The organism is Bacillus sp. T-10(2022) (assembly GCF_056502895.1).
The window spans coordinates 2,512,661-2,526,178 of the sequence record NZ_CP113518.1 but is presented as its reverse complement, the minus strand read 5'-3'; the positions used below and the strand labels follow the sequence as shown (position 1 = coordinate 2,526,178).

Here is a 13,518-nt window from a genome sequence, read left to right as displayed (position 1 = left end):
TAAGCTTCAAAAAATACCTTTTTCCTAGTTGATAGTTTCATGGGCAGATCTGTTTTTTTGTTTTAAGCAAGCATTGATCCAGTTCTTTGCTAGTGTTGGATTTGAAGCAAAATGAAAGTGAGTATAACCTGCAACAAGATTGCCCAATACACACCCCTCTTGTTTCGAACCGAATCTGCCTTTGGCTTCATAAGCATGTGTAAGATCATCATCCGCTTCAAATGTCGAGTAGTGGAATTCATGACCTTTTGCCTGCTCCATATCATTGATTAAAAAATTGCCTGGAGTTCCTTTAATTTCACGATACCCAAGTGCTGCAAGCTTTTTCTGCATTTTAATCCTGCCCGGTATCATTCCTGCCATTTGATGCGTTTCTCCGGAAGTTGTTTCAATCGATTTGCTCAAAAACATGAAACCGCCACATTCCGCTAGAGTCGGCATCCCCTTTTCAATGGAGCTTCTGATGGATTTTATGGCACCCATGTTACCGGAAAGTTCAGCTGCAAATTCCTCAGGAAAACCGCCACCAAGGTATAAACCATCGGCATCCAATGGAACTTCTTCCCCTTTTAAAGGAGAAAAATATTTGATGTTCGCCCCAAATGCTTCAAGCAGCTCAAGGTTTTCCTGATAATAAAAATTGAAGGCTGCATCTTTTGCGACGGCAATGCACACGTCCTTTTCATTTTTGGGTTGAAAAATATTTGAGTTTCCGCTGGTAACGGAGCTTGTCTTGGACAAACGGTACAACTGATCGATATCGATCGTTTCCATGACCAATTGTGCAAGCTTGTCGAAAAAAGGGTTAAGTTCACCGCGTTCAATAGCAGGAATTAAACCTAAATGACGGCTTGGAATATCAATATCCATTTCCCGCTTCATATAACCGAGCACCGGTACATTGCATTCTTGCTCAATGGCTGATTTGACAATTTTGTAATGACCTGCACTTCCCACTTGATTGGCAATGACCCCAATGATGTTCGGGCCGGTCGAAAAGTCCTGAAATCCTTTTACAATGGCAGCTGCACTCCGTGCCATGCTGGCACAGTTGACTACCAACAGGACAGGGCTTTGCGTAATGATGCTTATTTCAGCCGTCGATCCTGTATTGGCTAAAGGACTTTTGCCATCGAAGAAGCCCATGACTCCTTCGATGATCGATATATCAGCCCCGGCACCTGCTTTATTAAGAATTTCTCTGACAGTGTCATGTTCAAACATCCAACTGTCAAGATTGCGTGAAACCCGTCCTGTAACTGCGGTATGATAAGTAGGATCAATATAGTCAGGACCACATTTGAACCCTTGAACGGTATAGCCTTTCTTCTGGAGGGCTGCCATGATTCCGATGGTCAATGTCGTTTTACCGACACCGCTTCCGGTACCTGCAATTACCAATCTTCTATCGTTCATATTTTTTTCTCCCTCCTTAAAAAGGAATGATCCCAACTGATATGGTTACGTTCCCCGATTTTTTCTTAACCAGCTCCAATTGTTCGGCTTTAGTATAAATCCTCACAGCCGGTTCACTCACACCATATGCACCCGTGTATTTAAATACTGTATCCGAAGGCGCTTCGATTTTGGCTTGATTAAGCTCTTCCGGTTCATAATACACGAATTCCCAGCCATATTTTTCAACTACTTCAATCAAGCCAAGTTCGTCTTTCTTTAAGGAAATTGTACAGATCGCCTTAACGCTTTTTAATGAAAATGATAAATCGGCTAGTGTTTCTGCAATCACCTGCTCAATTTCAGCAGCCGCCGTTCCCCTATTGCACCCGATACCAAGAGCAATGACCTTTGGACGATATACGATTCCATTTTCCAGGATTCTCTTTTCCGACTGCTTAAGCATGCGGTGAGTCACGACCAGAGCTGCTTGCGGCTTTGCTTGAAGCGCTTCTTCAATGGATGGGTATATGATAATTCGTTCAGGTAATGCCGTATCATAAGACCACCAGTTCCGTTCACCTGATTCTTGTACAACGGCAACATGCTCTTCATTTACAACGGACGCACTTACTGGAGTCAATTTTTCTGCGGAATCCCAAATCCAGCCGAAGCGCTGGCCGAATAAGTCGACAGGAATCGTTTTTTGTACATCCGAAGCCGTGGTGATTATAGCTCTTGCATCAAGGGCTGCAGCAACTTCCTTAGTCAGTTCATTTGCCCCTCCCAGATGCCCTGAAAGTACACTGATAACATTTTCTCCTTTGTCATCAATGACAACGACACCTGGATCCGTTTTCTTATCCTTCAAAATTGGTGCAATCATCCTCACGACTGCCCCGAGTGAAATAATTAATATGATTCCCTTATATTCCTTGAATAAAGCTGGCAATAGCATACGGACACTGCCCGAAAAAAGCTGGATCTGTTTATGCTCTTCGTCCCCTTTTTCAAACTTGCTCATGTAATAAAGATCGGAATTCGAAAAAACGGTATGTAATTTTCGTGCCAGCTCGACACCATGCTTTGTAATCGCTACGATCGCATAAGTGTGGGACCGTTTAATGGGAGCAAGTTCCGCTTCTTTCAATTCAATGATCATGGTTTAACACCTTTTCTGAAACCGTGGGTAAAACTCGCATCATATAGTTTGGAACGGTATTCATCTTTATCATGGATGTCAGGGTCCAAAGCCCATCCAGCCAAAATCATCGCATGCTTGCGGATGCCATTTTGACGCATATCATCATCTAAGTTCACTAACGTGGTGCGGACGATTTTTTGGTCCGGCCATGTTGCCCGTTGAATGACTGCAACCGGTGTATCATCCTTCCAACCGGCTTCCTGAAGTTCTTTAACGATTTTTTTGGTCAAGGTCGCACTCAAGAAAAGGGCAATCGTACAGTGATGACTTGCCAAATCACGTAACTTCTCAAATTCCGGAACAGGCGTACGTCCTTCAGCCCTCGTTAATATAAGTGTCTGGGTTAAATCAGGGATGGTCAGCTCTGCTCCTATTGCCGCTGCTGAGGCGAACACCGAACTTACGCCAGGAATCACCTCATAACCGATACCCTCTTTCTTCAATAGGACAATTTGTTCCATGATTGCACCGTACATGGCAGGATCCCCTGTATGGATTCTGGCAACCATCTTTCCTTCCTTAACACGATCAACCATGATGCCAACAATTTCTTCCAAATGCATTCCAGCCGTTTTCAGCACCTCGGCATCTGGTTTTGCCTTAGCAATCAATTCTTCATTCACTAATGAATCCGTATATAAAATCACATCAGCCGTTTGGAGAATGTTCAATCCTTTTACAGTAATCAAATCCGGGTCACCCGGGCCGGCACCTACAATATATATCTTCATTTTCTCACCACCATCAATGTTAAGTATTCTAGTTCAAGTCCTTCCAATTCACTCACTTTCCAAATCACTTCCTCATCGGAAGTGACTTTGGTTACGACCGAGGCCTTTTCAAGCAAGTCCAAATCTTTTAAAACGGTAATCATTAAATCGATGACCTTTGCCACTTTGATGAACACCACGGCATCATGATCTTCGATGGCCTTCTTCATCGCTTCATAATCATCCCTTGCAGGAACTATTGCAACATGATCATCACCATCAGCCAAGGCGATGCCCAGCCTTGACGCTGATCCATTAAAGGAAGAAATGCCCGGGACTGTCTTGATTTCGACTTCGGGATGCAACTCCTGCATCAATTTCATCATATGTATGAACGTACTATATAAAAGCGGATCGCCTTCCGTAACGAAAGCAACATCTTTACCTTCATTTAATTTTTGCCAAACCTTTTCCACCGTTCCGTTCCATTCCCGATCCAAAATGGCTTGATCTTTCGTCATCGGAAAAACAAGGCCCAGCATATCCTTTTCTTCAGGACGAATGTAAACTTCAACAATGCGATGGGCGTAGCTTTTACTCCCTTTTCTTTTTTTGGGATACGCAATGACCGGAGATTCCTGAATCACGCGAAATGCCTTTACTGTAATTAGCTCTGGATCGCCAGGGCCCACGCCAAGGCCATATAATGTACCAAGATTACTCATTCATGTCTTCCTTTCGTTGTGCAGTAATGATATAAACCGGATTAAGAGGTACAAATCTGTTCATTCCCAATATTGGCTTACTTCTGGAGATTTGCGCATGCATGATGGAAGTGTGAAAACCAGCTTCCGCAAATGCCTCATTAGCCCGGTAAAGATTCTCAATCGTCGCAGCATTAAGAACGATCCTGCCGCCTTCTTTAAGCCGTTTGCAGCAAGTGTTGATCAGCTCTCCCATTTCGCCGCCAGTCCCGCCAATGAAGATCGCATCAGGATCAGGGAAATTTTCCAATCCCTCCGGGGCTTTACCATGAATCGCCGTTATATCGGTACGGAATTTACGTTGGTTTTGATAACAGTTTTCTAAATCAGGCTCATTTTTTTCAATCGCGAAAATTTGACCTTCGGATGCAAGCTTGGCAGCTTCAATTGCCATTGAGCCCGTACACGTCCCAACATCCCAAACTATGCTGTTTTTTCTGAGTTTCAACGCATGCAGGCTTAATACCCGAATTTCCTTTTTGGTTATGAGGCCTTTGTCCGGCTTTCGCTGCGAAAATTCTTCATCTTCTATCCCCAAGGACCAGCTTGGACCTTCTGATTTTCTTTTCAAAATGACGACATTCAACGGGGAGAATTCCCGCTCCATCATTTCATCAAGTTCATACCAGCCAGATTCTTCGGTTTCCCCTTGAAGATTTTCAGCCACAAATGCCCGGTATTCCGTCATTCCGAATGAAAGGAGATATTTTGCCAGTTGATTGGGGCTATTTTCACTATCAGTAAGCAAGGCAACTTTCGCTTTCCCATCAATCCTTTGTGCCAGCCCTTTCATACTGCGGCCATGAATGCTAACGAGGAAGGCATCTTGCCAGCTTTCCCCCATTTTTGCAAAAGCAAGCTGAATTGAACTGAAATATGGGTAAACCTCCATGTTGATTTTGCTGGAAAGATAGCCTCCCATTCCATAAAACATTGGGTCACCGGAAGCTAAAACCACTGTTGGACGAGTTTCATCCTGCAGTTGTTCCACCACCTTTTTCAAACCGCCCTTTATGACAATCTTTTTGCCAGAATAGTTCGGGAAAAACGATAAGACCCGCTCACCTCCGACCAGCACTTCACTTTCTTCTATCCATTGGGCATATTGGGGCAGCAAGCTTTCCTGACCGTTATCCCCTATCCCGATTAATTTAATCGATTGACTCAATTCCAACAGCCCTTCCCAGTAATTGTCCTTTCAACGAATAAATCGCCGTTTCCATTTCAATGCCGCCCTTCACTTGGTTAATGGCAGAGTGACAGCAGGATTCACATAGTTTATTAAAAAAGTCAAAATTATTAATGGCTGACATCATATCCCCGACTTGTGACGCTGTGTTTGCATTCTTGATTTCAAGAACAAGATCATCATCAGCTCCGACGCTTTGGGCTATTTCCGATAGAAAGCCGAAGTCGACGGGGGCACTTTTTGAATGCACCATCATCACACCTTGGGCCACTTTGGAGAATTTCCCCATCATGCCGACCAGTGATACCTTTTTAATCCCCTGCCTCTTACATTGCTTAAGTGAGAAGCCTACAAAGTCACCCATTTCTATAAAGGCTTCCTCAGGTAAATCCTGGAGAAGACCCATGGCATACTTTTCACTGCGCCCGCCAGTCGTTAAAACAAGATGTTCACACCCACTCGCTTTGGCGACACTGATGGCCTGAACGATACTTGCCATATAGGCGGAACTGGAAAAAGGGACGACAGTGCCCCTTGTTCCCAAAATGGAAATGCCTCCTACAATCCCCAAGCGGCCATTTAATGTTTTTTTCGCTATTTCTTCTCCTGCGGGCACGGAGATGACGACCTTCACTCCTCTATTGATCTTAAATTCTTCCAATGTTTGTTGCACAGTGGTTAAAATCATTTTGCGCGGTACAGGATTAATCGCGGCCTCTCCAACTGGAACGGGAAGACCGGGTTTGGTTACACGACCAACTCCGGTCCCTCCATCCAAGATAATCCCAGGTGCATCCGACCAGCTGACAGTAGAGATAATATGGGCCAAATGTGTGGCATCGGGATCATCTCCGGCATCTTTAATCGTTTCTGCACTAACCGCATTTTCCGATATTTCATATTTCTCAATAGTGAAAGTAGCATCTCGGCCGATTGGCAAGGAAATGGTTGCCTCCTCTAGTGCATCCCCCGTGATCAAAGCGGTCAATGCCGCTTTGGTCACAGCTGTTGAACATGCTCCCGTCGTATATCCATGACGCATTTGTGAGGGGTCTTTTTTCACTTTCTTTTCCATGTTTTTTAACTATCAGCTAAAAGGGAAATCGCGTTCAATGCTGCAACAGTGACAGTACTTCCACCTTTTCGGCCAATATTCGTAATGAATGGCACTTCTGTGATCTTAGCCAGTTCCTCTTTCGATTCTGCTGCAGAAACAAATCCAACAGGCATTCCAATGATTAAGTCCGGTTTTGCAATCCCTTCTTTAATAAGACGAATGAGCTCTAGTAAAGCGGTAGGTGCATTGCCAATCGCATAAATGCCCCCTTCATTTTCCTTTACTGCTTTTTGCATCGAAATGATCGCCCTTGTCGTATTCAAACGTTTTGCCTCGACCATCACATCCGGATCCGAAATATAGCAATGAACGTCCCCGCCATGTTTTTGAAATCGTTTTTTGCCTGTACCGCTCTCGATCATTTGAACATCCGCAATGACATGTCTGCCTTTGCGAATGGCTTCCACGCCAGCTTGAATGGCATTTGGATGGATTATTACACTTCTTCCCAATTCAAAATCCGCTGAAGCATGAATGACCCGGCGGACGATCTTCCATTCATCTTCAGAAAAATCATGATTGCCCATTTCTTCAGCAATGATTGAAAAACTATAATCATATATTTTGTCAGGGTCTACCGTTAGTGGTTTAAAATCCGTTTTAAAATCCATCTTGCATTCCTCCTATTTTTCATTTAACTGATTATTCAACTCGGCAATGACATGTTCAAAACTGGAATGAACATTCTGATAGTCAACATCCGGTCGAGATATCATGATCGTCTCAATTCCACATTCCAACGCGGCTTCCAATTTCTCATCAACCGCACCGACCTTGCCGCTTTCTTTCGTTATCATCAATGTGACCCCATATTGTTCATATAGAGCTTTATTTAATTCTTTGGAAAACGGCCCTTGAATCGCAACGATATTTTTTTGTTCGATGCCCAGCTGTGCACATTTTTCCATATTGTCCATGCGTGGCAGCATTCTCGCTATGACTCTGGTATTCTCGAGCCCTACCAATTCTTTTGCGAACACGGATAGTGTTTTACTTCCGGTCGTGAGCATGATGACTCCCCTTTTTGCAGCGGCAAGCTTGGCAGCTTCCTCATAATCACGGACAACTATCAATTTATCATTCTGAAACCGTTGACTTTCACGCTCATAACGAATATAAGGAACATTTGCTGCCTTTGCTCCGTTAAGGGCGTTTTTCGATGCTTCTTCGGCAAATGGGTGACTTGCATCGACTACAGCCTGAAAACCTTTTGCAGAGATTAAAGATGTCATATCTTCTGCAGATAATCGGCCAATCCGGGTGGATATCCCAGAATCTTGCAAACTCTTAGCCGCCGATTCGGTTACAACAGTTGCCAAAACCTTGAACCCCACCTGCTGCATCTCAATCGCTAATTCCCTTGCATCACTTGTACCCGCCAAGAACAAAATCATTTTGATGTCCCCACCACTTGCCCATCATGATCGTGGTGATGATCATGGTCGTGATCGTGGTCGTGATGATGGTCGTGATCGTGATCGTGATGATGGTCGTGATCGTGGTCGTGATCGTGATCGTGGTCGTGATGGTGATGATGGTGAGCATGTCCATGTTCCTCGACATGTTTACGATAGTTTTCCAAATCACGCGCCCCGCTTGACCTGCCTTCACTGGCTTCAATTACTCGTTCTTGCAGAATGTTCTGTAATGTTGGATGATATCCAAAATACTTTGCCAAAATGAATTCTCGATCATGATATTGCTCTTGATAGCCTTTCAGCATATCCTCCATTCTTTCCATCAACACCCCAGTGAAGAGGAAATATGGCAGCATCACTATTTTTTTTGCCCCTAATCGGATGCATCGTTCAATACCTTCATCAACGTGCGGGTCCGTTACACCCATGAAGGCTGTTTCGACCCATTTAACGTTTAATTTTTCCCATAATAATCGTGAAATTTTATAGATATCACTATTTGCATCAGCATCACTGCCACCTCGGCCTATTAGCAATATCGCTGTCTCAGAATGTTCAGAGGCCGTATCGAATCCCGCTTCCTCAAGACGGTCTGTCAGGATCGTCAATACATCATGGTGGACCCCGATCGTTTGGCCATATGTGAATTTCACTTCTGGATACTTAGTTTTCCCATCCTCTATTTCAGCTGGGATATGTAATTTCGAATGTCCTGCATGCAACAAAATGATCGGTATGACGATAACTTCAGTAGCCCCTCGTTTTACACAATTATCAATTCCTTTGGATATATTCGGTGCCGCAAATTCCAAGAAGCACGTTTCCACTAGGAAACGCTCGTTCATTGCCGGAATCATATTTTCAATAAAATGACGGACTTCTTCATTTCCCGAAGCCAACCGGCTTCCGTGTCCTACGAACAAAACTGCTTTCATTTTCTTTCCCCCTCTTGATTAGTCTTCACAAGGCGCAGGCTCTATGTTTATTTTGGGAGCGATGTCTTGATAAGAAAAATTCTGTATCTTTTTCGAACGTTTGAAGTATTTAAAAAGCCGCTCATTTGGATGGGCATTTTGCTTATACTCCCCGACAATGTCGGTGATCAGTTCAACAAGCTGTTCCGGTTCAATGCCTTCCGCAACCGGCTGACCCGGATGGGCTGTTCTTCCAACTGGTTTAGCTCCAAGAAATAAGTCGAACTTCCCTTTTCGGAAGACAATCCCGATATCATCCATCACAGCACTATAACAAGCCATCCCACACCCATTAAAACCGATGTTCAGTTCCTTGGGCATTTTCATTCCGCCAAGCACCCGGTGTATTTCATCCGCATAAGGAATGGATTCCGCTTTTTCACCATCACAGAAATCACAGGCTTTTAATGTCAGTACATCTCCAATCGGCGACAAAAGAAAGTTTGCTGATTGCAATTTCCCCGTAATGACTTCCGGCTCCGTTGTCGGAATCTTTAAGACGATTTTATGATTTGGCGTGTATTCCATCGTTCCCTTTTCCCCGACAACTTCCGCAAGTGTCATCATTTGTTTGGGAGTGAATTGTTTATTCGCCACACCTGGACTAACCGCAAGTTCGAATACCGACTCCATTTTTTGCTGAACAATCGGCTGAATGGATTGCTTAACGGTTTGACCCTTGACTCTTGACAGGGCCTCCATTGCCATTTCAAAGGAAGCTGGCTTCTTTTCTGGTGCTTTTGTAAGTAATCCAACTCCTCCAGCGGACTCGGTTAAGGCTTCTTGATCTAATGCCCACGGTTCCGCTTCTTTTTGCAGTCGCTGATGCGGCTTCAATGTTTGCTTTTCCGAATTCAAAGTATATTTTCTCTGATAGCCTCTTGGTGTGATGATTTTGTCATCATATAAAAAGGTGGATGAATTACCGATAATGACGGTGGTCAACATTCCAATATCGTGATTCAACATATCCTGCAAATTGGTTATAACAACATCCTGCCTATCGCGATAAGCACTTTTCACCAACCCGACAGGTGTATCCGGCGAGCGGTAGCGAAGGAGAATTTTCTGAGTTTCAACAATTTGCCGGGTCCGCCTGCCGCTTCGCGGATTATAAAGTGCAATGACAAAGTCTGCCATTGCAGCTGCTTCAACCCTTTTAGCGATCAGTTCCCAAGGAGTTAAATGATCACTGAGGCTGATCGTACACGAATCGTGCATGACTGGTGCCCCAAGTAAAGACGCACATGAGTTGATTGCAGAAATGCCAGGAATGACTTCAATGCCCACTCCAGTTTCTTCTTTCCAGCCTTTTTCAATCAATACTTCATAAACCAACCCTGCCATCCCGTAAACTCCGGCATCCCCACTGGAAATCACCGCCACTTTCTTTCCCAGCTCCGCTTGTTTCACTGCTTCCTGTGCACGTGATACCTCTTCAGTCATCCCCGTACTAATGATCGTTTGATTTGTAAGCAGTCCCTGAATGAGTTCAACATAAGTTTTATAACCAATGATGTAGTCACTTTCTTGAAGGGCTTCGACGGCACGTTTGGTAATGTGTTCAAAATTCCCGGGCCCAAAGCCCACGACGAATAATTTACCGTTTGTACTCATTAAGACATCTCCTTTTACGCTTTGTTCTTTGAAATACCCGTATGAGCAGGAAAATCTGGATTAGGGGTCATTTCGCCATCATTGAATTTATAGATCATCTGTGGAACAAACTCACCCTCATCGATATTACTGACGATCTGCCGACCGAAATCAGGCGTTTCCACTCGATACCAGTTTCCTTGGGGATAGGCAATCACAACGCAGGCATCCTTACATCTTCCGTTACAGCGTGTCCTGGTTGTATGGATTTTCAGATCCAGTCCTTTTAAAGCAATTTCATCGCGAATCGCTTGGGTTACTTCTTCCCCGCCCTTTTTCATGCAGCTGCTCCCATTACAAATCAACAGATGCGTATTTGTACCCGTCAAATTCCAAGTAGTCATCTTCTTCCTCCTGAGTTCAGGGAAAAGGCAAAATAAAAAACCTTAACATTAGAGTCAAGGTTTTAAAAAAACTATATGAATGAGGAGCCTAAGGCAAGCATGCCAAATCCTCCCAAAATCGTCATAGTCCTTCTACCTTTCCCTCCGAAAAGTATCATGCAATTTTAAAAGCAGGTTTCCTGGCTTACGCTTCATTTTACTTTGTCCCTTCCCGGCATCAGGCCAGTGGCTATCGACAATTTCATCAGCGTTTACAGTAGCGGGGGCTGCATCGGATTTTCACCGATTTCCCTATTATCCCTTGCTTATTCACACAAGGGCACTTTTAAAATGAAATATTTGGTTTTATTATACATTTCTAACTAACTTAATCTATCATATAACAACTTTATCAAAATTCAATAGTTTATTCCGACTGTTTAGAAAAGTTTAATAGTGTAAAACCAGTTACAATCCTTTCCTCGCAACAAACTTCGTCCCGAAAAAAAAAAGATAGTGTAGCTGGAATAATTTCTTTATGGTAAACTATACGAGAATTTTCAAAATAATTACATAAGTTTCATGGTGTTGAATTTCTCGGAATTCAGCTTAAAAGGGAAGCCGGTGAAAATCCGGAGCGGTCCCGCCACTGTAAAGGGAAGTTCCATTACTTTAATCCACTGTCAAATGAGATGGGAAGGATGTAATGGGATGATGAACCAAAGCCAGGAGACCTGCCATGAAGCGTGAAACTGTTTCAGCCTACGAGGATGGGCGTGCGGATCAGGCAGAATGGCCCATGGTTGGTTCATGCTGCACAATTCCTGTTCATTACGCACTTCTTTCCTTTGAGAGAAGTGCTTTTTATTTTGGGCGCCGCTTTTCTTCTCAAGATTGATCAGAAAAATTAAAAGTGTTGAAAGGAGAAAGAATGAAAAGAACCAATTGGAAAATTATTTATTTTGTCATTTTACTGCTTTTTGTTCCAAAACGGGCATTGGCCATGCATATCATGGAGGGCTTTTTACCCATAGAATGGGCTATATTCTGGTGGGCCTTGACGCTTCCATTTTTAATCTTGGGTTACCGGTCCATTAGGTCCAAAGTAAGGGAAAACCCAGAAACAAAAATGATACTTGGCCTATCGGGCGCATTTGTATTTATTTTATCGGCCTTAAAAATCCCTTCCGTTACCGGAAGTTCTTCGCACCCTACCGGAGTTGGTTTGGGTTCCATATTATTCGGACCATTGGCCATGAGTGTCGTTGGCTCCATCGTTCTGTTATTTCAAGCTGTATTACTGGCTCACGGAGGATTGACGACATTAGGAGCCAATGCATTTTCCATGGCCGTTTGCGGACCGTTCATTGCTTACTTTGTCTTCAAGGGTGCAACTAAATTGGGGTGGTCTTTTTCACTTGCCGTTTTCTTGGCAGCTGCTTTTGGAGATTTAGGAACCTATGTGGTTACTTCCGTTCAACTTGCTCTTGCGTTTCCATCCGAGGTAGGAGGATTCATGGCCTCTTTCAGTAAATTTGCAGGGATTTTTGCCCTGACCCAAATTCCCTTGGCAATCAGTGAGGGGTTATTGACAGTCGTCGTGATGAATTTCTTGAAAAAATACAATCTAGGTGAATTGAAATTGCTGCGAGTTTTATCCAAGGAGGCCCGTTAATATGAAAAAAAGTCTACTGCTGCTTTTCCTGGTTGTCATTCTTGCAACCATACCGTTAATCACCCAACAAGGAACGGAATTTGGCGGTGCCGACGGCGAAGCTGAGGAAGCCATCACTAAGATCCATCCGGAATACAAGCCATGGTTCAACAGTATTTGGGAGCCGCCAGGTGCAGAAACCGAAAGCTTATTATTTGCGCTTCAAGCTGCAATCGGAGCCGGTTTCATTGGATACTTCATTGGCGTGATGAGACAAAGGAATAAGCAAACCAAACAAGAATTGGCAGAAAAATCGAAGCATGTTACTCATTGATAAATATGCCTATTTCAATGGGCTAAAGGATGTACATCCGTTGGAAAAGATGGTTTTTGCACTTTCCCTTTTGCTGTTTTCGTTAACGGTAAGGGATATGGCCGTTTCGCTCATCACTTTTACGGTGATGAGCGCTTTAATCATTTTTGCGGCAAAAATCCCGCTTTCCTATTATCTTAAATTACTTCTATTGCCAGGATTTTTTATACTATCTGGAACAATTACCATCCTTTTTTCTTTCACAAGTAAATTTACATCGATATCGAATATATGGTGGTCCTGGAAGGTCGGGAACTGGCAAATATTCATAAGCGATGACAGCGTCGGTACAGTGGCCAATTTGATCACTGTCGTATTGGGCAGCATCAGCTGTTTATATTTCCTTACCTTAACTACACCCATTACCGTCATCCTATCCGTGCTGCGAAAATTTAAAGTGCCTTCCTTATTGATCGATTTAATAGAATTGACCTATCGCTTCATCTTTATTTTTTTAGATACAGCTTTGGCCATTCACCTAGCACAAGCTTCACGGTTGGGGTATGTTTCATTAAGGAAAGGCATACGTTCACTCGGATTACTAATCTCGTCTTTATTTTTAGGAGTATTGCAGCGCTCTGGGCAATTGACGATGGCCATGAACGCAAGAGGCTATCAGGAGAATCTTTCCTATATCGAGGATACTTACGCCTATTCCTCACGCAATTGGCTGATCGCGATTGCAATATTAGGAAGCTTAATCTTTATTAATGGATATTTGTAAATTGGAGGCAACCAACA

General features: G+C 43.5%; 15 protein-coding genes and 2 riboswitches. Of the genes, 4 read left to right on the top strand and 11 right to left on the bottom strand.

Annotated elements, in window-relative coordinates:
• Positions 1-24: 24 nt before the first annotated feature.
• Genes OSJ91_RS12305 through OSJ91_RS12255 form a run of 11 tightly spaced genes read right to left on the bottom strand, consistent with a single transcriptional unit; the run spans position 25 to position 10,771 of the window.
• Positions 25-1,416: a cobyrinic acid a,c-diamide synthase CobB gene (locus OSJ91_RS12305; protein ID WP_485891698.1), complete on the bottom strand. Its 1,392-nt coding sequence runs from the start codon at positions 1,414-1,416 to the stop codon at positions 25-27.
• Positions 1,417-1,432: 16 nt separating this feature from the next.
• Entirely contained in the window at positions 1,433-2,557 is a 1,125-nt protein-coding gene (locus OSJ91_RS12300; RefSeq protein ID WP_350302419.1) for a cobalt-precorrin 5A hydrolase, read from the bottom strand.
• On the bottom strand, positions 2,554-3,330 hold the full coding sequence (cobM, locus tag OSJ91_RS12295) for a precorrin-4 C(11)-methyltransferase (protein WP_318291661.1): 777 nt from the start codon (positions 3,328-3,330) through the stop codon (positions 2,554-2,556). Before cobM ends, OSJ91_RS12300 begins: the two co-directional genes overlap by 4 nt.
• Positions 3,327-4,034, bottom strand: a complete 708-nt coding sequence (cobI, locus tag OSJ91_RS12290; RefSeq protein WP_098371853.1) for a precorrin-2 C(20)-methyltransferase — start codon at positions 4,032-4,034, stop codon at positions 3,327-3,329. The genes cobM and cobI overlap by 4 nt, the downstream gene beginning before the upstream one ends.
• Positions 4,027-5,241 carry a precorrin-6y C5,15-methyltransferase (decarboxylating) subunit CbiE gene (gene cbiE / locus OSJ91_RS12285; protein ID WP_350302853.1) on the bottom strand — a complete coding sequence of 405 codons (1,215 nt, stop codon included), beginning with the start codon at positions 5,239-5,241 and terminating at the stop codon, positions 4,027-4,029. Before cbiE ends, cobI begins: the two co-directional genes overlap by 8 nt.
• Positions 5,225-6,337 carry a cobalt-precorrin-5B (C(1))-methyltransferase gene (locus OSJ91_RS12280; protein WP_350302418.1) on the bottom strand — a complete coding sequence of 371 codons (1,113 nt, stop codon included), beginning with the start codon at positions 6,335-6,337 and terminating at the stop codon, positions 5,225-5,227. The genes cbiE and OSJ91_RS12280 overlap by 17 nt, the downstream gene beginning before the upstream one ends.
• A gap of 5 nt (positions 6,338-6,342) precedes the next feature.
• Positions 6,343-6,990 (bottom strand): precorrin-8X methylmutase, encoded by a 648-nt coding sequence (locus OSJ91_RS12275; protein WP_034312499.1) that lies wholly within the window; start codon positions 6,988-6,990, stop codon positions 6,343-6,345.
• A 12-nt stretch (positions 6,991-7,002) separates the two neighbouring features.
• The gene (cobK, locus tag OSJ91_RS12270) at positions 7,003-7,773 is read right to left on the bottom strand and encodes a precorrin-6A reductase (protein WP_350302417.1); all 771 of its coding nucleotides are present in this window, start codon (positions 7,771-7,773) and stop codon (positions 7,003-7,005) included.
• Positions 7,770-8,732 (bottom strand): sirohydrochlorin chelatase, encoded by a 963-nt coding sequence (locus tag OSJ91_RS12265; RefSeq protein ID WP_350302416.1) that lies wholly within the window; start codon positions 8,730-8,732, stop codon positions 7,770-7,772. Before OSJ91_RS12265 ends, cobK begins: the two co-directional genes overlap by 4 nt.
• Before the next feature lie 18 nt (positions 8,733-8,750).
• Positions 8,751-10,388 carry a precorrin-3B C(17)-methyltransferase gene (gene cobJ / locus OSJ91_RS12260; RefSeq protein ID WP_350302415.1) on the bottom strand — a complete coding sequence of 546 codons (1,638 nt, stop codon included), beginning with the start codon at positions 10,386-10,388 and terminating at the stop codon, positions 8,751-8,753.
• Positions 10,389-10,402: 14 nt separating this feature from the next.
• Positions 10,403-10,771, bottom strand: a complete 369-nt coding sequence (locus OSJ91_RS12255; protein WP_350302414.1) for a (2Fe-2S) ferredoxin domain-containing protein — start codon at positions 10,769-10,771, stop codon at positions 10,403-10,405.
• A gap of 152 nt (positions 10,772-10,923) precedes the next feature.
• Positions 10,924-11,113: riboswitch (cobalamin riboswitch) on the bottom strand.
• Between the two features lie 203 nt (positions 11,114-11,316).
• Positions 11,317-11,506: riboswitch (cobalamin riboswitch) on the top strand.
• Here OSJ91_RS12255 and OSJ91_RS12250 point away from each other — a divergent pair.
• The 4 genes from OSJ91_RS12250 to cbiQ all read left to right on the top strand — a co-directional run bounded on the left by OSJ91_RS12250 (position 11,490) and on the right by cbiQ (position 13,501).
• On the top strand, positions 11,490-11,648 hold the full coding sequence (locus tag OSJ91_RS12250; RefSeq protein ID WP_350302413.1) for a hypothetical protein: 159 nt from the start codon (positions 11,490-11,492) through the stop codon (positions 11,646-11,648). It overlaps the preceding riboswitch by 17 nt.
• Positions 11,649-11,681: 33 nt before the next feature.
• Positions 11,682-12,425, top strand: a complete 744-nt coding sequence (locus OSJ91_RS12245) for an energy-coupling factor ABC transporter permease (protein ID WP_350302412.1) — start codon at positions 11,682-11,684, stop codon at positions 12,423-12,425.
• A gap of 1 nt (position 12,426) precedes the next feature.
• A complete protein-coding gene (locus tag OSJ91_RS12240; protein ID WP_137018444.1) occupies positions 12,427-12,738 on the top strand; it encodes an energy-coupling factor ABC transporter substrate-binding protein in 312 nt (103 codons plus the stop codon).
• Positions 12,725-13,501: a cobalt ECF transporter T component CbiQ gene (gene cbiQ / locus OSJ91_RS12235; RefSeq protein WP_485891697.1), complete on the top strand. Its 777-nt coding sequence runs from the start codon at positions 12,725-12,727 to the stop codon at positions 13,499-13,501. The genes OSJ91_RS12240 and cbiQ overlap by 14 nt, the downstream gene beginning before the upstream one ends.
• The last annotated feature ends 17 nt before the right edge of the window (positions 13,502-13,518 follow it).

Excerpts from the sequence above, each read along its gene's own strand:
- OSJ91_RS12305 (WP_485891698.1), bottom strand. The coding sequence starts at position 1,416 with ATGAACGATAGAAGATTGGTAATTGCAGGTACCGGAAGCGGTGTCGGT.
- OSJ91_RS12300 (WP_350302419.1), bottom strand. The coding sequence starts at position 2,557 with ATGATCATTGAATTGAAAGAAGCGGAACTTGCTCCCATTAAACGGTCC.
- cobM (WP_318291661.1), bottom strand. The coding sequence starts at position 3,330 with ATGAAGATATATATTGTAGGTGCCGGCCCGGGTGACCCGGATTTGATT.
- cobI (WP_098371853.1), bottom strand. The coding sequence starts at position 4,034 with ATGAGTAATCTTGGTACATTATATGGCCTTGGCGTGGGCCCTGGCGAT.
- OSJ91_RS12280 (WP_350302418.1), bottom strand. The coding sequence starts at position 6,337 with ATGGAAAAGAAAGTGAAAAAAGACCCCTCACAAATGCGTCATGGATAT.
- OSJ91_RS12275 (WP_034312499.1), bottom strand. The coding sequence starts at position 6,990 with ATGGATTTTAAAACGGATTTTAAACCACTAACGGTAGACCCTGACAAA.
- cobK (WP_350302417.1), bottom strand. The coding sequence starts at position 7,773 with ATGATTTTGTTCTTGGCGGGTACAAGTGATGCAAGGGAATTAGCGATT.
- OSJ91_RS12265 (WP_350302416.1), bottom strand. The coding sequence starts at position 8,732 with ATGAAAGCAGTTTTGTTCGTAGGACACGGAAGCCGGTTGGCTTCGGGA.
- cobJ (WP_350302415.1), bottom strand. The coding sequence starts at position 10,388 with ATGAGTACAAACGGTAAATTATTCGTCGTGGGCTTTGGGCCCGGGAAT.
- OSJ91_RS12255 (WP_350302414.1), bottom strand. The coding sequence starts at position 10,771 with ATGACTACTTGGAATTTGACGGGTACAAATACGCATCTGTTGATTTGT.
- OSJ91_RS12250 (WP_350302413.1), top strand. The coding sequence starts at position 11,490 with ATGAAGCGTGAAACTGTTTCAGCCTACGAGGATGGGCGTGCGGATCAG.
- OSJ91_RS12245 (WP_350302412.1), top strand. The coding sequence starts at position 11,682 with ATGAAAAGAACCAATTGGAAAATTATTTATTTTGTCATTTTACTGCTT.
- OSJ91_RS12240 (WP_137018444.1), top strand. The coding sequence starts at position 12,427 with ATGAAAAAAAGTCTACTGCTGCTTTTCCTGGTTGTCATTCTTGCAACC.
- cbiQ (WP_485891697.1), top strand. The coding sequence starts at position 12,725 with ATGTTACTCATTGATAAATATGCCTATTTCAATGGGCTAAAGGATGTA.